This window comes from Arthrobacter sp. 10T44 (genome assembly GCF_056393885.1).
In genome coordinates, this window is sequence record NZ_JBFTGT010000001.1 from 207,728 (window position 1) to 226,101 (window position 18,374).

The window sequence follows — 18,374 nt, forward strand, 5'->3', positions numbered from 1 at the left end:
CTGCCGGGCCCCGCTCAGACCAGCAGTTCGACAACCGGCTGGACGTAGCTGCGGAAGAGCTCCGGTTCGGACAGCAAGGCCGAGCTCATGATGATCTTGTCCGGCTCCAGGTACCAGGCCCGGGGCTCGGCGAGCGGAAGCTCGATGATGGTCAGTTCGAAGTCGCGCGCGGCCCGGCCGACTTCCAGCAGCCGGTCATCGACCATGTCGGCGAGCACCTGGTTGGCCCCGCTGGCGTCCCGCTCGGCTTCGAGGGCAAGATACTCCCCGCGGCGTTCCCGGGCCCAGCTGAGGGCGGCGCCGAAGTGCGCCTGCAGCACGCGCCGGAGGGCCGGCGAGTTACCGAAGGCCCGGAAGCCAGGCGGACCAAGCTCGGGCTCCATCTCCGGGTGGGCCTTCAGGATCTGCGCCCACCAGGCTTCCCACTCGGTCTTGAGGGCCGGCATGCCGCCGACCTCGTCAATCAGGTGCGTATGGTCGGAGGAACGGATTTTCGGTGCCACGTGGGAGAGTGCGGGGTGGCCCGCGGTGTCCAGGCCGGCCGCGTCGCGGACGTAAAGCGCTATGAGCATGGGACCTGAGGTGTCCATGGTGATTCGCCAGCCGGGACCGCCTGTGTGGTGCATCCGATTGCCTCCCTTGGCATGACGTACTTATCCAGTCTATTCCTGAAGGTAGCGCACGTTAATGGCTGGCAGCGCGGCGGTCCAGGCTCGCCAGATGGGCTTCCAGTACATCGTGGCACATTTGCGCCGTCATCCATTCCGGCTGCAGCAAAGCGTGCATGGTAAGTCCGTCCAGGGTCGCCAGCAGCCGCTCGGCCTCGGTGACGAGCCGCTGCTGCCCCGGCACCTCCGTGCCGTCTGTGCCGTCGACGGCGGCCGTGCCGTCGGCCGTGGCCAGGTCCATCATCAACCGGCCCACGACGGCTGCCACCGTGCGGTGGCTGCGGTCGGCTTCCGCGGCGAGGAATGGCTTGGTCCGGGCCGCGTTCTTGAAGGCCATCCAGACGCAGGCATCCACGGCCCGCTCCTCATCCAGCGGCAGCAGTTCCCCCAGCAGGGTTAACACGCCTCGCCGGTGCTCGGCCGAGCCAGGGGCGGTTTCCGCCAGCCGGTCCTCGGCGGCGTCGAGCCGGCCGGCGATGCGGTCCACCACGACGCCGAAGGAGTGCGCCAGGAGTTCGTCGCTGCTGGCAAAGTAGTGCCGCACCGAGCCCACCGCCAGATCGGCTTCGTCCGCTACTTCGCGGAGGGAGGCCCGTTCCAGCCCGTCCGCCGCGACAATCCTGAAGACGGCTTCGACAACTTCCTGGCGCCGCAATGCAGCGTCGACAAATTTGGGCATTGCTCCTTTTTAGCACGGATGTGCCCCCCCACCCGAGTTGCCCACGCCGGTCACACCCGCAACTCCAGCACCATACACTCCAGTACCACGGACTTCCCCGACAACGACGCCGGCCGCGCACCTCATGCTTGAGGKGCGCGGCCGGCGTCGTTAGCGGCTTCGAGCCTAGACCGAAGGGTAATTCCGTTCCGGCTCTCCCGTGTAGAGCTGGCGCGGGAAGCCCATGGCCTTGTAGATCAGGCCAGTGTAGAAGTCCACGTTCGGGTAGAGCTTGCGCTCGATGAAGTAGTCATCCTGCAGCGCCTTCTCCTCGAGGCGGAGCGCGATCTCAAGCAGCTCGTCGTTGCCGCCGAGCTTGCTGAGGATCTCGTGGGCGGTGGCCTTGACGATCTTGGCGCGCGGGTCGTAGTTCTTGTAGACCCGGTGCCCGAAGCCCATCAGGCGGACGCCGTCTTCCTTGTTCTTGACCTTCTCCATGTAGTCCTCGGGCTTGATGCCGTCGGCCTGGATCTGGCGGAGCATCTTGAGCACGGCCTCGTTGGCGCCGCCATGGGCGGGGCCGAAGAGCGCGTTGATGCCGGCGGAGACGGAGGCGAAGAGGTTGGCGTTGGAGGAGCCGACCAGCCGGACCGTGGAGGTGGAGCAGTTCTGCTCGTGGTCCGCGTGCAGGATCAGCAGCAGGTCCAGTGCCTTGGCGACCACCGGGTCCACCTCGTACTGCTCGGCCGGGAGGCCGAAGCTCAGGCGCAGGAAGTTCTCCACGAGGTTGTGGGAGTTGTCCGGGTACAGCATGGGCTGGCCGACGGACTTCTTCAGGGCGTAGGCGGCGATAACCGGCATCTTGGCCAGCAGCCGGTAGGTGGAAACCTCAACCTGCTCGGCGTTGAACGGGTCCAGCGAGTCCTGGTAGAAGGTGGACAGGGCGGACACGGCGGAGGACAGCACCGGCATCGGGTGGGCGTCGCGCGGGAAGCCGCTGAAGAAGCCCTTGAGCTCCTCGTGCAGCAGGGTGTGGTGGCGGATCCGCTGGTCGAACGCTTCCAGCTCGGCCGGCGTCGGCAGGTTGCCGTAGATCAGCAGGTAGGAAACTTCCAGGAAGCTGGAGTGCTGGGCGAGCTGCTCGATCGGGTAGCCCCGGTAGCGCAGGATGCCGGCGTCACCGTCAATGTAGGTGATGGCCGAGGTGGTGGCCGCGGTGTTCATGAAACCGGGGTCGAAGGCAACGGCGCCGGTCTGCTTCAGCAGCTTGGAAACGTCGTAGCCTTCGTTTCCTTCAACAACCTTGATGCGCGGGAGCTCGAGCTCGCCGCCCGCGTGACGCAGGGTTGCGCTGGTGGTCTCAGTCATGGATTCTCCTCATGAGGCGTCTGGGCCCCTGTTGAAAGCTTGATCCAACATCTGGTGAAGCCGCCCACGGAACCTGTATCTGGACACGGATTCCAACGGCTGCGCTGCCTTCTTGTGGAAAGCCACCATTGATAGTCAGTTAAAAACTACCGTCAGTTCGCGGGTGGCACTAATCCGAGGCGATTCCAAGGCGACCAAATCCCGCATCTTGTGGCCCTCCTCACAGCATTGTTACGGTCCCGTAGCCAGCCGCTCGACGGCGGCGTCGATCCGCTCGTCACTGGCAGTGAGCGCCACCCGGATGAAGCCGTTGCCGGCGTCCCCGTAGAAGACACCGGGACCGACGACGATTCCACGGTCGGCGAGCCTGCCCACGGTGTCCCAGGTCGCCTCGCCCGCCGTGGCCCAGAGGTACAGTCCGGCGCGGGATTCACGGATGTCCAGCCCGAAACGCTCCAGTGCCGGGACGATCCGTTCGCGCCGGCCGCGGTACAGGTCCTTTTGCGCCGCCACGTGGGCGTCGTCGCCGAGGGCCACCCGCATGGCCTCCTGGACCGGGTACGGCACGATCATGCCCGCGTGTTTGCGGCTGTTCACCAGGTTGGCCATGATCGCGCCGTCGCCGGCCACGAAAGCGGCGCGGTAGCCGGCGAGGTTGGACTGTTTGCTCAGCGAGTAGACCGCCAGGAGGCCCTCATGGGAGTCCCCGGCCACCCGGGGGTCAAGGATGCTGGGGACCGGCTCGCCGCCGCGCTGGACGTCCCATTCGCCCCAGCCAAGTTCGGCGTAGCACTCGTCGGAGGCGACCACGGCACCAAGTTCCCGCGCCTGGCCGACGATCCGCTGCAGCGACGCGACGTCACGCACGCTGCCGGTTGGATTGGCCGGGGAGTTAATCCAGACGAGCCGGACGCGCGAGCGGGTGTCGGCGTCGAGTTCGTCGAGGTCGTCCGCGGCCACGTGCTCGGCGCCGGCGAAGGTGGCCCCGATGTCGTAGGTGGGGTACGCGACGGTCGGGCGGACCACGACGTCGCCGGCCCTGAGTCCGAGCAGGAACGGCAGCCAGGCCACGAGCTCCTTGGACCCGACGGTGGGCATCACGTTCCGCGGGTCCAGTCCGGGGACGCCGCGGCGCCGGTCGAACCAGGCAGCGATCGCTTCCCGGAGCGCCTGGGTGCCGTGCACCGTCGGGTAGCCGGGCGCATTGGCCGCCGCCCGGAGCGCCTCCTGCACCAGGGCCGGCGTGTCATCCACCGGGGTGCCGATCGAGAGGTTGGCTACGCCCCCCGGGTGCGCCGCGGCCCGCGCGAGATACGGGGCCATGGCTTCCCACGGGTAGTCGGGCAGGCTGAGGCCGAAGCTGCGCACCGCAGAAGTCACCGGAGCGCCGTCCTAGTTGTCTTGGTTCTGCGGGGGCAGGGCGGCGATCATCGGGTGGTCCGTGTGGGTGTTGCCGATCTTGGCGGCGCCACCCGGCGAACCGAGCACGTCGAAGAACTCAACGTTGGCCTTGTAGTAGTCGGCCCACTCCTCGGGGGTGTCGTCCTCGTAGTAGATGGCTTCGACGGGGCAGACCGGCTCGCAGGCACCGCAGTCCACGCACTCGTCCGGGTGGATGTACAGGGAGCGCTCACCCTCGTAGATGCAATCGACGGGGCACTCTTCAATACATGCCTTATCTTTGACATCTACACACGGCTGCGCGATTACGTACGTCACGTCCCTGGCCTCTCCACGTTGGTTCCGGCGTCCCGCCGGATCTTGCTCCCGGCCTGAGCGCCGGGCTACTGACTTCCGAGCCTATTATCTCCCAGTCTGATCCCGCGAACCTAGCCGGGCGTCACAGAGCCCGCGCGTCCTACTATGAACGGGTGAGTTCACCGATCCCCCAGCCGCAGCAGTTCCTCTCAGACGCGCCCCTGGGCACCCGCGTGGTGGTGCGGTACCGGATCGAGGGAGGCCTCACGGACGCGATCGGCGACCTCGTGGGGAAGGCCGACGGCGGCTGCACCGTCCGCACCCGGCGCGCCGACGTCGTCATCCCGCTCCGGCTCGTCGTGGCGGCCAAGGAAGTCCCGCCCGCACCGCCCCGCCGGCCCCGGGGACACGCCCAACCGTAGCCCCGGCCGCCGGACATGCCCACCCCCCCTGCCCGCCCCGCCGGACATGCCCACCGCCTGCACGCCCCGCCGGACATGCCCACCGCCTGCACTGAGCAATGGACATAACACGTATACGTCCATCCCTGACGGGAAGCGGGGAGCATGCCCGTTGCGAGCCCACCCGCCCCCCGCGGAACATGCCCACCCCTAGCTTCGAGCAATGGACATACTGCCCATGTGTCCAGCCTTGGCCGGGAGCGGGGAGCACGCTCATTCTCCGCGGTCGCCGACGGACATGTCCTCGCCTAGAGCCGGGCAATGGACATATTGTCCATATGTCCATTGCCGGCCGCGCGCACGGAGCATGTCCGTCCCGCGCCCGACCGAGCGCGGAACATGTCCATCGACGATGCTGCAACGCGGACAAGTCCAGTGCCGGCAGGGGTGCACACATCCTGCGAGCTGCTTTGCTCGGCCCGGACGACCGGCGTCAAGCGGCCGCTGAGAGCCGGTTCAATGCCTCACGGACCATGGCTATGAATTCCTGAGGACGGTACTTGAGCAGAGGGTAGGTCACGACCAGGGTGGGTACGCCCAACCGGACAGTGACATTCCACCGCCGTCGGTCTTCTTCGAAACTTGCGCGGTCCATGTGAAACCCGGCACCGTCGGTCTCAATCCCGAGCCGGCCGTCCACCATGAGGTCCAGGTGGCCCATTCCGGGGATGTTCACCTGCGACTCAACATGAAAGCCCGCCTGTCGCAGCAGGAACCGCGCCATGCACTCGATGACCGACTGCGACTGCGGAACGATAGCCGCAGCAATTCTGCGCTCCCGGGCGTCGCTTCGGCCGGCCAGCCGCTGTCGAAGCGCTGATAGCGGAAGGCCCTTGAGGACGATGGCGGATTCGGCGAGTGCCAGGCCGTCCAGTTCCGGCAGGCAGCGCAGGCTTTGGACCACGGTGTCCAGCAGTGTCGGCGGTGCCGCAGACCGGTGGCAGACAAAGCCCGGGTAACTGCGGCTGTGGGGCAGCGCTACATGCGGATGCTTGGGCGTTTCGAGCACCCAAAGTCCACTAAAGTGCGCGGCACTGACACAGGCGGGCTCGGCGGGCAGGGAACGGATGGCGACCAGTTGCGGATCCGCGCCCGGTATTGCATATACCCCGCGGGCGACCCGGGCGACACTTCCGTTGGCGAGGGCGGCGTTGAGCTGGAAGCTGGATATTCCTGCCGCCGCGAGATGCTTGGCTCGGACCACACCGTCGTACTTGGACATGACTTCACTGACTTTGACCATGGGCCCATGATCTCTGTGCCGACCGCCCCGGAGCAGCCCCTTTTTCCGGTATGTGCACAAGTGCATGTCCGTTGGTAGGCGCCGCCGTTGGGCATGTCCACCGGCGGGATCGGGACATGTCCGTTGGCAGGCCCGGACTGGGCATGTCCATTGCTCAGCACGGGACATGTCCGCTGCCGGGCCCGATCGGTGGACATAGTGCGGATATGTCCATCCCAGCGGCCGAAGGATGGGCATGTCCCAAGGGGGCAGGTGCGGAGGATGGGCATGTCCACCCCGGGGAGCGGAGGATGGGCATGTCCCAAGGGGGCAGGTGCGGAGGATGGGCATGTCCACCCCGGGGAGCGGAGGATGGGCATGTCCACCGTGGGTCCGGCTCCGCTACCCCGCGCGCCGTGCGTAGCGGCGGCACCAGACGAGCATGGCCACTGTGACCGCGCCCGCGCCGAAGATCCAGAGATTCCCGGCGAGGTCCCCGATGATCAGACGCTTGCCTACCTCGAGGGTGGACCACCAGCCTGTCAGCGCGTAGCATCCCGCACCGCAGACCGCCGTCGGGACGAGGGAACGGAAGGCGGTCCCGAGCAGCAGCTCCACGGACGCCAGCAGGACCAGCGCGGCGACAGCGCCCCAGGGAAGGTCGACGCCGGCCACTGCCAGATGCTGCCGGTGCAGCGCGGTGCCAGCCAGGGCAACAAAAAGAGCTGCCGGAAGGGCGGCGGCAATACCGCCTGCCCTTCCGGCAGCTCTCTTAGTCACGTCTCAGCCGAAGCCGGGAGACCGGGATTAGACCTTGGCGCGGGCGCGGTTGGACTTGGCCCGCTCGTTGGTGTCGAGGATGACCTTGCGGATGCGGATCGACTCCGGGGTGACCTCGACGCACTCGTCTTCGCGGGCGAATTCGAGGGACTCTTCGAGGGTCAGGTCGCGCGGCGGCGTCAGGTTCTCGAAGGTGTCCGAGGAAGCGGCACGCATGTTGGTGAGCTTCTTTTCCTTGGTGATGTTGACGTCCATGTCATCGGCGCGGGAGTTCTCGCCGACGATCATGCCCTCATAGACCTCGGAGGTGGGCTTGACGAAGAAGGAGCCACGCTCCTGCAGGTTGATCATGGCGAACGGGGTCACAACACCGGCGCGGTCGGCGATCATCGAACCGTTGGTGCGGTACTCGATCGGGCCGGCCCACGGCTCGTAGCCTTCGGAGATGGAGGCGGCGATGCCGGCGCCACGGGTGTCCGTGAGGAACTTGGTGCGGAAGCCGATCAGGCCACGGGCCGGAACGATGAATTCCATGCGGCACCAGCCGGTGCCGTGGTTGGCCATGTTGGTCATGCGGCCCTTGCGGGCTGCCATGAGCTGGGTGACGGCGCCGAGGTACTCTTCCGGCACGTCGATGGTCATGTGCTCCATCGGCTCGTGGATCTTGCCGTCGATGGTCTTGGTGACAACCTGCGGCTTGCCCACAGTCAGCTCGAAGCCTTCGCGGCGCATCTGCTCGACCAGGATGGCCAGCGCGAGCTCGCCACGGCCCTGGACTTCCCAGGCATCCGGACGCTCGGTGGGGAGCACCTTGATCGAGACGTTACCGATCAGTTCCTTATCGAGGCGATCCTTGACCTGGCGTGCGGTGACCTTCGCGCCCTTGACCTTGCCGGCCAGCGGCGAAGTGTTGATACCGATGGTCATGGAGATGGCGGGGTCATCCACCGTGATCAGCGGCAGCGGCTGCGGGTTCTCGGCGTCGGTCAGGGTCTCACCGATGGTGATTTCCTCGATGCCGGCGACGGCGACAATCTCGCCCGGGCCCGCGGACTCGGCCGGGACGCGGTCCAGTGCCTTGGTGGCGAGCAACTCAGTGATCTTGACGTTCTTCAGCTCACCGTTGGCGCGAGCCCAGGCCACGGTCTGGCCCTTGCGCAGGGTGCCGTTGTAGATACGCAGCAGGGCGAGGCGGCCAAGGAACGGGGAGGCGTCAAGGTTGGTGACGTGCGCCTGCAGCACACCGTTCGGGTTGTAGGTCGGCGCCGGGATGTGGTCGATGATGGTCTGGAACAGCGGCTCCAGGTCCTCGTTCTCCGGAGCGGTGCCGTCAGCGGGCTGCTCGAGCGAAGCGCGGCCGACCTTGGCGGCGGCGTAGACGACCGGAACGTTGAGGATCTTGTCCAGGTCCAGGTCCGGAACTTCGTCGGCGAGGTCGGAGGCCAGGCCAAGGAGCAGGTCCATGGACTCGTGGACGACTTCCTCGATCCGGGCGTCGGGGCGGTCGGTCTTGTTGACCAACAGGATCACCGGGAGGTGCGCGGCGAGGGCCTTGCGCAGCACGAAGCGGGTCTGGGGCAGTGGGCCCTCAGAGGCGTCGACGAGGAGGACGACGCCGTCGACCATGGACAGGCCGCGCTCGACCTCACCGCCGAAGTCGGCGTGGCCGGGGGTGTCGATCACGTTGATCGTGATGGTCTCACCGTGCGAGGACGGACCGTTGTAGGCCACCGTGGTGTTCTTGGCCAGGATAGTGATGCCCTTTTCGCGTTCCAGGTCACCGGAGTCCATGACACGGTCTTCGAGGTGGTTGTGCTCGGCAAAGGAGTTGGTCTGCTTGAGCATGGCGTCGACCAGAGTGGTCTTGCCGTGGTCAACGTGGGCCACGATCGCGACGTTGCGCAGGTCACTGCGCGATGCAGTGGCTACCGCAGTGTTGGTGGTGGTTTCAGACATGCGTTATTGCTCGATTCAGTGGTGAAGTCAGCTGTTGTATCGCGACATTTCCAACCGGAACGCACGACAGGTACGGCCCTTTGACACAGGGCGCCTTCATCCATTCTAGACGCTAGGGCATTTATTGGCCTAAAATCCCAAAGCGCCCCTCCCCCCGGCCTGTTACCGAATCGTGAGTCCCCCACGCTGTCAGGTGACCAAAGTCACTGGTGTTCGGGCCGGGCATGCCGCATTATTGCTGGAGTAACTACAAACGCGGGGGAAGTCCGACATGCCAAGCGTCCAGAGGATGGCCCGTATCATCCCGCCATTTCTCGCCGCAGCCCTCTTCCTTGGCGGCTGTGCCCCGGCGCCCGACGCAGCCGAGTTGCCCAAAACCTCAGACCGCGTGAAGGAGCTTCCGGTGGCCGCGGCGGCGGGCCCGGGACAGCCCGCGGCAGCAGGTTCCGTCCGCAAGAAGACCGCAGCGGTGAATCCGGACAGCCTGCCTCCGGGCTCGGTCTACCGGAACCCTGCCAACGGCAGGGACGAAGTCATCGTCGAGGACATTTCGAGCACCGCCGTCTTGATCGGCGATTCCCAGTCCGAGCCTTCGGAGAGCTGGCCCCGGCTTGCCCTCGGGAACCTCGGCTACGACGTCGTGTTCGGCGGCGGAAGCGGCACCGGGTTCGTGGCCGGCAACGGCACCCGCGGAAACTACATCGACGGCCTCGAGAACGGGGACTGGCGCCTGCCCTACGGCGCGCCACCGCTGGTCGTCATCGAAGGCGGCGGAAACGACGCCGCCAGGGGCGCCTCAAATGTCGACATTGCTGAGCACGCCGAGCGCCTGATCCAGGCCATCGAGGACCGCTACCCCGCCGCCGAGGTGGTGCTGGTCGGGACCCTGGCGCGGGGCGCCCAGGCCGGCGGCGGGCGCCGGACACAGGTGGACACCCTGCTGGGCGCGGTTGCCAAGGAGTACGGTCTCTCCTTCGTCAGCGTCGGCGACTGGCTGACCCGTTACGGTCTCGCCCGGTACCTGGCTGACGACCGCCACCTGAATGCAGAAGGGCACAGGCTCGCGGGGGCCCTGCTGACCAAGCGGCTTGAGGCCCTCGATCTGTAAGGACTGACACCGGCCCACGCCGGCCAGGACCGTCAGCCACCACACGAAACCACCAAACACTCCGCCACAACAAGAGCCGGCGCCCACCCTGGGGTGGACGCCGGCTCTTGTGTTTTAAGGCTTGCTCTTGCCGCAGCCTATGGCTAGGCCGTTGCCACCTCGGGCGGCAACATGAGCTTGGCGCCGGGAATCGCGTTGAGCAGGGCCTTGGTGTAGTCCTGCTGCGGCGAGTCGAACACGTCGTCGGTGGAACCGGTTTCGACCAGCTTGCCCTTCTCCATCACGCACACGTGGTCGGCGATCTGCCGGACCACCGCAAGGTCATGGGTGATGAACAGGTAGGTCAGGCCCAGCCGGGACTGCAGGTCTGCAAGCAGGTTCAACACCTGCGCCTGCACCAGCACGTCGAGCGCCGAAACGGCCTCGTCGCAGATGATCACCTCGGGGTCGAGGGCCAGGGCGCGTGCGATTGCCACGCGCTGGCGCTGGCCGCCGGAGAGCTCGTTCGGGTACCGCTGCATGGTGGACTGCGGCAGCGCCACCTGGTCCAGCAGTTCCCGGACCTTCTTCTCGCGGCTGGCCTTGTCCCCGATCTTGTGGGTCCGCAGCGGTTCCTCGATGGTCCGGAAGATGTTGTACATCGGATCGAGGGAACCGTAGGGGTCCTGGAAGATCGGCTGCACGCGGCGGCGGAAGGCGAAGATCTCCTTGCTGTTCAGCGTGGAGGTGTCGACGCCGTCGAACACGATCTTGCCCGAGGTGGGCTGGAGCAGGTTCAGCACCATCTGCGCCACCGTGGACTTGCCGGAACCCGACTCCCCCACGATCGCCGTCGTGGTTCCGCGCTTGACGCTGAAGGAGACGTCGTCCACCGCGGTGAAGTCGGTGGCCCGGCCGAAGCCGGAGCGCAGCTTGAAAACCTTGCTCAGGTTCTCAATCTGGAGCACCTCGTCGGGCATGCTCGACGCGACGACGACGTCCTCGGCCGGCGCCAGCAGATCCTCCGATTCGACGCCCAGTTCCTTGGCGGCCTGGATGCGCCGTGACGCCAGCGACGGCGCCGAGGCGACCAGCCGCTGGGTATACGGGTGCTGCGGGTTCTGCAGCAGCTCCAGCGAGGGACCGGATTCAACGACCTGCCCGCGGTACATCACCACGACCTTGTCGGCACGTTCGGCAGCCAGGCCCAGATCGTGCGTGATCAGCAGGACGGCCGTTCCGAGTTCGGTGGTCATCTTGTCCAGGTGGTCCAGGATCTGGCGCTGCACGGTCACATCCAGGGCCGACGTCGGCTCATCGGCGATGAGCAGGCGCGGCTGGCAGGACAGGCCGATGGCGATCAGGGCACGCTGGCGCATGCCGCCGGAAAACTCGTGCGGATACTGGTTGGCGCGGCGCGCAGCATCCGGCAGGCCGGCCTCGGAAAGCACCTTCGCGACGTCGTCCGGGCCGCTGGGCAGCCCGTTCGCCTTGAGTGTTTCCCGCACCTGGTAACCGATTTTCCAGACCGGGTTGAGGTTGGACATCGGATCCTGCGGCACCATGCCGATGCTGTTGCCGCGCAGCTCGATCATGCGCTTCTCCGAGGCGTGGGCGATGTCCTCGCCGTCGAAGATGACTTGTCCGGCAGCCACCCGGCCGTTGCCCGGAAGCAGGCCGATGGCGGCCAGCGCCGTCGTCGACTTGCCGGAACCGGATTCGCCGACGATCGCGACGGTTTCGCCGGGCATCACGGTGAGGTGGGCGTTGCGGACGGCGTTGACCTCGCCGTTGCTGGTGGTGAAGCTGATTGCCAGGTCCTTGATTTCAAGGAGCGGGCGCCCGGCCGCCGCGCCGGCTTCGTGGATTTCGACAGAGGCGTTCATGGCGTCCCCTTTCATCGCTTGCGCGCTTTGGGATCGAGCGCATCACGCAGGGCGTCGCCCAGCATGATGAAGCTCAGGACGGTGATGGACAGCGCGATAGCCGGCCAGAGCAGCGGCATCGGGTTGGACCGCAGGGACGCCTGCGCTGCCTGGATGTCATTGCCCCAGGACATGACGCTCGGCGGGAGGCCGATGCCGAGGAACGACAGGGTGGATTCCGCGACGATGAAGGTGCCCAGCGAAATGGTGGCCACGACGATGATCGGCGCGAGCGAGTTCGGCATGACATGGCGCATCAGCGCGCCGAACTTGGAGACACCCAGGGAACGGGCGGCAGTCACGAAGTCCGCGTTGCGGACCTCGATGACGGCGCCGCGGGTGATGCGCGCGATCTGCGGCCAGCCGAAGGTGACCAGGATCAGCACGAGCGTCCAGGCCGTGCGGTTGGCACGGAACACCGGCAGCTGCATCATCACAATGGCGCCGAGGATCAGCGGCAGGGCGAAGAAGATGTCGTTGATGCGGGCCAGGATGGAGTCCACCCAGCCCCCGTAGTAGCCGGCGAGGGCCCCCATGATGCCGCCGATGAGGAGGACGCCGAGGGTGGTGAAGAGGCCCACGGTCACCGAAGAGCGCGTGCCGAAAATGACGCGCGCATACACGTCGCAGCCTTGCTGGGTGAAGCCCAGCGGGTGCCCGGCCGCCGGTCCGGCGTCGGAATTGGCCAGCTGGCATGCCTCGGAGGCCGGATCAATACCGGAAAAGAGCGAGGGGAAGAGTGACACGGCGACGACGACGAGGATCAGGAACGCGGAGATCAGGAAGAGCGGCTGCCTGCGCAGGTTCTTCCAGGCCTCGCCCCAAAGGCTCAGCGGGGCCTGGTCTTCCTTGACCTTGTCGGTTGCCTGCAGCGGTGTTTCGGCAAAGTCGGCGACGAAGTGTTCGACGTGCCGCTTCGCCGGCGCCGCAGGGCGCAGGTCTGGGGTCATGTTCTCAGGCGTCATAGCGGATCCTTGGGTCAAGCCAGGCGTACAGCAGGTCTACAAGCAGGTTGGACACGACGTAGATCAACACGAGCACCGTGACGATCGAGACGACCGTGGGGCCCTCACCCTGCGTAACGGCGCGGTAGAGCCGGTTGCCGACACCGGGGACGTTGAAGATGCCTTCGGTGACGATGGCTCCGCCCATCAGGGCGCCCAGGTCGGCGCCGAGGAAGGTGATCACGGGGATCAGCGAGTTGCGCAGAATGTGCACGCGGACCACACGGAAGCGGGACAGGCCCTTGGCCGTGGCGGTGCGCACATAGTCGGCGTTCATGTTTTCGATGACGGATGTCCGGGTGAGGCGCAGGACGTAGGCGAATGAGCCGAGGCCGAGGACGATCGCCGGCAGGATCAGATCCTGCACCGTGGCGGCCGAGCTGACGGTGGGCTTGGCCCAGCCGAGCTGGACGCCGATGGTGAACTGCAGCAGGAAGCCGAGCACGAAGATCGGGATGCCGATCACGATCAGGGAGGCGATCAGGACCGTTGCGTCGAAGAACTTGCCCTTCCGGAGGCCGGCGATCAGACCGAAGATGATGCCGAAGACGGCTTCGAAGATCAGCGCCATGACGGCCAGCCGGGCCGTGACCGGGAAGACCTCGCCCAGCACGGCGGCGATCGGGCGGCCGGAGAAGTCCTGGCCCAGGTCGAAGGTGAAGATCCCCTTGAGATACAGCAGGTATTGGATCCAGAACGGCTGGTCCAGGTGGTACTGCTCGCGGAGCTGGGCCGCGACGGCCTGGTTGACCGGCTTGTCGCCGAAGAGTGCCACGATAGGGTCGCCAGGCAGGCTGAAGACCAGGAAGTAGACAAGCAGCGTGGCGCCCAGGAAGACCGGGATCAGCTGCAGGAAACGCTTAAGGATGTAGGTCGCCATCAGCGAAGGACACCCCCGTCAGCAGGCATCCTGTCCAAGGATGCGGCGGAGTTGTTCATCAAAGAACCTTTTCACTATGGGTGCAGCCGTCGCCGGTGCGGTCACGGCGGGCCGGCTGCGAAGACACCGGCCGAAGGCTGGTGCTTAGAAATTGGGGTGGAAGCAAAACAACGGCGGAGGCCCCAATCCAGGCAGCCCCCGCCGTTGTTCAGTTGTTACTTGCCAGTGATGTTGTAGTACAGCGGGACGCCGTCCCAGCCGTAGTCAACGTTGGTGACCTTGTCGCTCCAGCCGCCCTGGGCAACCTGGTACCACAGGGGGATGGCCGGAAGGTCGGTCAGGAGGGTTTCCTGGGCCTTGTTCATGGCCTTGTTGCCTTCGCTGACCGAGGAAGCGGCGAGACCTTCAGAGATGGCCTTGTCGAACTCCTTGTTGGCGTAGCGGGCGTCGTTCGAGCCTGCACCGGTCTTGTAGATCGGTCCGAGGAAGTTGTACAGCGACGGGTAGTCGGCCTGCCAGCCGGCGCGGATCGCACCGGTCAGCGTGCCTGCGGTGGCGTCGTTGCGGGCTTCCTTGAAGGTCGCGTACGGCTTGCCCTCAACCTTGATGCCCAGGGTGTTCTTGAGCTGGTTCACAACAGCCTCGACCCATGCCTTGTGGCCGCCCTTGTCGGCGTTGTAGGCGATGGTGAAGGTCTTGTTGGCGTCCCACTTCTGGATGGCGTCAGCCTTGGCCCAAGCGGCCTTGGCCTTGTCGGCGTCGAACTTCAGGTTCTCGGAACCCGGGATCGAGTCGCTGTAACCGTCCAGGACGGGGGCGGTGAAGTCCTTGGCGGGCTGGCGTGCGCCGCTGAAGATGACCTTGGTGATTTCATCGCGGTTGATGGCCATGGAGATGGCCTGGCGGCGAAGCTTGCCGGCTTCCCCGCTCCACTCCGGCAGGTATTCCGGAATCGCGATGGTCTGGTTGCCGGCGTACGGCTTGTTGATGGTGCGGTCGCCCAGGTCGGTCTTGAAGTTCTTCAAGGCGCTCGTGGGGATGGTCTGCAGGATGTCCAGGTTGTTGGACAGCAGGTCCTGGTACGCGGCGTCGTCGTTCTGGAAGATCTTGAACGTCACGCCGGCGTTCTTGGCCTTGCGGGGGCCGTTGTAGTCCGGGTTCGGGACGAGCTGGATCTGCACGTTGTGCTGCCAGCCGCCGTCGGCCAGCTTGTACGGGCCGTTGCCGACCGGCTTCTCGCCGAAGCCCTTCGGGTCCTTCAGCGCACCGGAGGGAACCGGAACGAAGGCGGTGTAGCCGAGGCGCAGCGGCCAGTCGGATTCCGGCTGCTTCAGTTCGACGGTGAAGGTCTGGTCGTCGACGACCTTCAGGCCGGACATGGTCTCGACCTTGGAGCCTTCGGCGCTGGCCTCGTCGTAACCCTTGATGCTTTCGAAGAAGGCGCCGCTGAGCTGGGCGTTCTTAGCGGCCGCACCGAAGTTCCAGGAGTCGACGAACGACTTGGCGGTGATGGCCTCGCCGTTCGTGAACTTCTGGTCCTTCTTGATCTTGATGGTGAAGTGCTGGCCGTCCTTGCCTTCGATGGACTCGGCCAGTTCGTTCACGGGCTTGCCGCTGGGGTCATAGCTGACCAGGCCGGCGAAGATCATGTCGATGACCTTGCCGCCGCCAACTTCGTTGGTGTCGGCCGGCATCAGCGGGCGCTGCGGCTCCGAGCCGTCGGCGATGATGACCTTGCTGGCGTTGCCGCCGGTGCTGCCGCCGGCGGTGTTAGAACCGCCGCCGCCGCAACCGGTCAGGGCCAAAGCGGCGATAGCCACCATGCCCAGTGCTTTGGAAGTGCGCGAAAAACGCATTCCGCCTCCTAAGAGTTGTGGGAGTTCGTGCGGGAGAGACTTGTGCTTCCCGGCAGGCCCGGGCACAGAGATATCCTGTGACGTGGCCTACATATGGAAGTAGCCTAACCGCAAAAAGTCCGAATGGTGGAACTCCGTTGCCAAACCGTGACTCGACAACGTCGTGACGGCTAGCGTCAATCGCAACGTATTTCAAGTCACACATTACTGGCTGGTACCATTCGCTCCCGGCGGCTCCGGGTTATGGCCCGTTAACCCAAAATCTCCCGCGGAACCCCTTAGCTGGCGCCCGAGAGCAGCTGGGCGCGCAGCTCCCGCCGCTCCCGCTGCTTCTCCGGATCCGGCAGCGGCACAGCGGCCAGGAGCCGCTGGGTGTAGGCCTCCTGAGGGTTCCGGAGGATCTGGTCGCGGGTGCCCTGTTCGACGATCCGTCCGCGCTGCATCACGCAGATCCTGTCGGCCAGGACGTCGACGACGGCCAGGTCGTGAGTGACGAACAGGCAGGCGAAGCCAAGTTCCTTCTGCAGGTTCTGGAAGAGTTCGAGCACCTTGGCCTGGACGGACACGTCAAGGGCCGAGGTAGGTTCGTCGGCCACCATCAGCTTCGGCTTCAGCGACAGGGCCCGGGCGATGCCCACGCGCTGCTTCTGGCCGCCGGAGAGCTCGTGCGGGTACCGGTTGCGGTAGTCGCGCGGCAGTTCCACCTGGTCCAGCAGCGCCTCGATCCGGGACTGCAGCGCGGCGCCCTTGGCGACGCCGGCGAGGAACATCGGTTCGCCGATGCTTTCGCCGATGGGCAGCCGCGGGTTCAGGGAGGATGACGGGTCCTGGAAGACCATGCCGACGTGCCGGCGCATTTCGTGCAGCTGGCGGCCGTTCTTCTTGGCGGCGGAGATGTCCTGCCCCACGACCTTCATGGTGCCCGCCGCCACGGGGAGCAGGCCGACGGCGGCACGCCCGATCGTTGTCTTGCCGGATCCGGACTCCCCCACCAGGCCGACCACCTGGCCGGGGTAGATCGCGAGGTTGGCGCCCTCGACGGCGCGGAAGGCCGGCACGCGCCCCTGCTTGGGGTACTCGATGGCGACGTCGGTGAGTTCCAGCACCGGTTCGCCCTGCGGCTTCACCGTCTCGGCGGCGGACAGCGCGGCGGCGTTTTCGCGCTCGCGGCGGAGCAGCTCCGAACGCGGGACCGCCTCAAGGTCGGCGTGCGTCGCCGCCGCGAGGGCCGCGGTCACGTCAACCTCGTCGTCGCTCGCCGCGCCGCCCTGCCCGAGGTGCGGGACGGCGGCCAGGAGGGCCTTGGTGTACTCATGCTGCGGGTTGTGGAAGATCTGCTCCGCGGTGCCGGTCTCGACGATCAGCCCCCGGCGCATGACGGCGATCCGGTCCGCGAGGTCCGCCACGACGCCCATGTCGTGGGTGATCAGCACAATCGCACTGTCCAGCTTGTTGCGCAGGTTGCGCATGAGGTCCAGGATTTCCGCCTGGACGGTGACGTCCAGCGCGGTGGTGGGCTCGTCCGCGATCAGCAGCTTCGGGTCGCAGGAGAGCGACTGGGCGATCATGGCGCGCTGCCGCTGCCCGCCGGAGAGCTGGTGCGGGTAGGACTTGAAGGCCTTTTCCGGGTCCGGCAGCTCCACGAGGTCGAGCATCCGCAGGGCACGCTCCTTTGCCTGGTCGGGCGAGACCTCATTGTGCAGCCGGATGGTCTCCACGATCTGCGCGCCCACGGTGTACACCGGGTTCAGGGCCGTCATGGGCTCCTGGAAGATGACTGCGACATCCTTGCCGCGGACCGCGCGGATGTTGGCCTCGTTCCCGCCGAGCAATTCCTTGCCGCCAAGTTTCACGCTGCCGCTGACCCGGCTGTTGCTCGGCAGCAGTCCCAGCAGTGCCATCGAGCTGGCGCTCTTGCCGGAGCCGGACTCCCCCACGATCGCCAGGACCTCACCGGCCCGAACCTCGTAGTTCAAGCCGATCGCCGCGGGAACCCACTTCTTGTCCACGCCGAAGTCGACGCTGAGGTCCCGGACCTCCAGGACGGTGTCACCTTTTCCGGGCGCGGGAGCCGGGGCGGGATCCAGGGTGATGAAGTCAGTCATGATGGGTTTTTCCTTCCACCCGAGCCGCCGTTGCACCGGTGATTAGTGCTGGAACTCGGAATACTGAATTATGGGGGGCATGAGCACTGTGCCCGCTGCCGGAAACGTTGAAATCTTCAAGGCCAGGACCAACAAGTGGTTCGCCTGGCTGGCCTGGACCGTGGCGGTCGTCGGCCTGGTGGTCACGGTCGCCTCGGCCGGCCCCGCGGCACTCCCCACCACCGCGCCGCTGCTGCTGATCGCGCTGCTGGGCTGGCAGTTCTTCTGGATGCCCGCCGTCGTGGTGCACGACGGCGGCGTCACCCTGGAGAACCCGTTCCGCTCGGTCCTGGTGCCGTGGGCGGCCCTGGTGCACGTGGACACCCGCTACGCCCTGACGCTGGTGACGGCACAGAAGGGCTACGCCGCCTGGGCGGCGCCGGCCCCGGGCATCTGGGGCGGACGCAATGCCCGCCCCGAGGACCTGCAGGGCCTGCCGGACACCAGCTACGGCCCGGGGAAGTCGGTGCGGCCGGGCGACCTCAAATCCACCGACTCCGGCCAGGCCGCCCGCCTGGTGCGCACGCGCTGGCGGGACCTGGTGGAAAGCGGCGCCCTCGCCGCAGGCGACGCCGACACGGCTGTGACCGTCACGCCGCGCTGGGCGGCCATCGGCGGCGTCGTGCTGCTGCTGGCGGCCAGCTACTGGGCGGTTGCCGCCCGGTAG

At 66.4% G+C, this 18,374-nt stretch carries 16 protein-coding genes; 3 read left to right on the plus strand and 13 right to left on the minus strand.

The genetic code is table 11. The features are described 5' to 3' along the window. Positions 1–14: 14 nt before the first annotated feature. The 5 genes from AC1DBL_RS00935 to fdxA all read right to left on the minus strand — a co-directional run bounded on the left by AC1DBL_RS00935 (position 15) and on the right by fdxA (position 4,413). On the minus strand, positions 15–626 hold the full coding sequence (locus AC1DBL_RS00935) for a hypothetical protein (protein WP_441417169.1): 612 nt from the start codon (positions 624–626) through the stop codon (positions 15–17). Positions 627–684: 58 nt separating this feature from the next. Beyond that, a complete protein-coding gene (locus AC1DBL_RS00940; RefSeq protein WP_476892189.1) occupies positions 685–1,347 on the minus strand; it encodes a TetR/AcrR family transcriptional regulator in 663 nt (220 codons plus the stop codon). A 165-nt stretch (positions 1,348–1,512) separates the two neighbouring features. Then, positions 1,513–2,694: a citrate synthase gene (locus AC1DBL_RS00945; protein WP_476925300.1), complete on the minus strand. Its 1,182-nt coding sequence runs from the start codon at positions 2,692–2,694 to the stop codon at positions 1,513–1,515. A gap of 231 nt (positions 2,695–2,925) precedes the next feature. Continuing rightward, positions 2,926–4,074 (minus strand): succinyldiaminopimelate transaminase, encoded by a 1,149-nt coding sequence (gene dapC, locus AC1DBL_RS00950; protein WP_476908511.1) that lies wholly within the window; start codon positions 4,072–4,074, stop codon positions 2,926–2,928. 12 nt (positions 4,075–4,086) lie between these two features. After that, positions 4,087–4,413, minus strand: a complete 327-nt coding sequence (gene fdxA / locus AC1DBL_RS00955) for a ferredoxin (protein ID WP_056737938.1) — start codon at positions 4,411–4,413, stop codon at positions 4,087–4,089. Positions 4,414–4,565: 152 nt separating this feature from the next. On the opposite strand from fdxA, the gene AC1DBL_RS00960 reads away from it, so the two are divergent. Continuing rightward, positions 4,566–4,814, plus strand: a complete 249-nt coding sequence (locus tag AC1DBL_RS00960) for a putative acetyltransferase (RefSeq protein ID WP_476892188.1) — start codon at positions 4,566–4,568, stop codon at positions 4,812–4,814. Positions 4,815–5,286: 472 nt separating this feature from the next. Here AC1DBL_RS00960 and AC1DBL_RS00965 read toward each other — a convergent pair whose 3' ends face one another. The 3 genes from AC1DBL_RS00965 to typA all read right to left on the minus strand — a co-directional run bounded on the left by AC1DBL_RS00965 (position 5,287) and on the right by typA (position 8,811). Then, positions 5,287–6,096 carry a type IV toxin-antitoxin system AbiEi family antitoxin domain-containing protein gene (locus AC1DBL_RS00965; protein ID WP_476908510.1) on the minus strand — a complete coding sequence of 270 codons (810 nt, stop codon included), beginning with the start codon at positions 6,094–6,096 and terminating at the stop codon, positions 5,287–5,289. 381 nt (positions 6,097–6,477) lie between these two features. Then, positions 6,478–6,855 carry a hypothetical protein gene (locus AC1DBL_RS00970; RefSeq protein ID WP_476908509.1) on the minus strand — a complete coding sequence of 126 codons (378 nt, stop codon included), beginning with the start codon at positions 6,853–6,855 and terminating at the stop codon, positions 6,478–6,480. A gap of 27 nt (positions 6,856–6,882) precedes the next feature. Further along, complete coding sequence (gene typA / locus AC1DBL_RS00975) at positions 6,883–8,811, minus strand: translational GTPase TypA (protein WP_441417163.1); 1,929 nt, start codon at positions 8,809–8,811, stop codon at positions 6,883–6,885. 289 nt (positions 8,812–9,100) lie between these two features. Here typA and AC1DBL_RS00980 point away from each other — a divergent pair, with 289 nt between their 5' ends. Next, the gene (locus tag AC1DBL_RS00980; protein WP_441417162.1) at positions 9,101–9,919 is read left to right on the plus strand and encodes an SGNH/GDSL hydrolase family protein; all 819 of its coding nucleotides are present in this window, start codon (positions 9,101–9,103) and stop codon (positions 9,917–9,919) included. Positions 9,920–10,062: 143 nt separating this feature from the next. Here AC1DBL_RS00980 and AC1DBL_RS00985 read toward each other — a convergent pair whose 3' ends face one another. The 5 genes from AC1DBL_RS00985 to AC1DBL_RS01005 form a co-directional block, all read right to left on the minus strand. Continuing rightward, positions 10,063–11,784, minus strand: coding sequence for an ABC transporter ATP-binding protein (locus AC1DBL_RS00985; protein ID WP_441417161.1), 1,722 nt, complete (start codon positions 11,782–11,784; stop codon positions 10,063–10,065). An 11-nt stretch (positions 11,785–11,795) separates the two neighbouring features. Further along, a complete protein-coding gene (locus AC1DBL_RS00990; RefSeq protein WP_441417160.1) occupies positions 11,796–12,788 on the minus strand; it encodes an ABC transporter permease in 993 nt (330 codons plus the stop codon). Further along, positions 12,778–13,707, minus strand: coding sequence for an ABC transporter permease (locus tag AC1DBL_RS00995; RefSeq protein ID WP_441417159.1), 930 nt, complete (start codon positions 13,705–13,707; stop codon positions 12,778–12,780). Before AC1DBL_RS00995 ends, AC1DBL_RS00990 begins: the two co-directional genes overlap by 11 nt. Before the next feature lie 215 nt (positions 13,708–13,922). After that, a complete protein-coding gene (locus AC1DBL_RS01000) occupies positions 13,923–15,563 on the minus strand; it encodes a peptide ABC transporter substrate-binding protein (RefSeq protein ID WP_441417158.1) in 1,641 nt (546 codons plus the stop codon). A 278-nt stretch (positions 15,564–15,841) separates the two neighbouring features. Further along, on the minus strand, positions 15,842–17,668 hold the full coding sequence (locus tag AC1DBL_RS01005; RefSeq protein ID WP_441417157.1) for an ABC transporter ATP-binding protein: 1,827 nt from the start codon (positions 17,666–17,668) through the stop codon (positions 15,842–15,844). A 79-nt stretch (positions 17,669–17,747) separates the two neighbouring features. Here AC1DBL_RS01005 and AC1DBL_RS01010 point away from each other — a divergent pair, with 79 nt between their 5' ends. Continuing rightward, positions 17,748–18,374, plus strand: coding sequence for a PH domain-containing protein (locus tag AC1DBL_RS01010; RefSeq protein ID WP_441417156.1), 627 nt, complete (start codon positions 17,748–17,750; stop codon positions 18,372–18,374).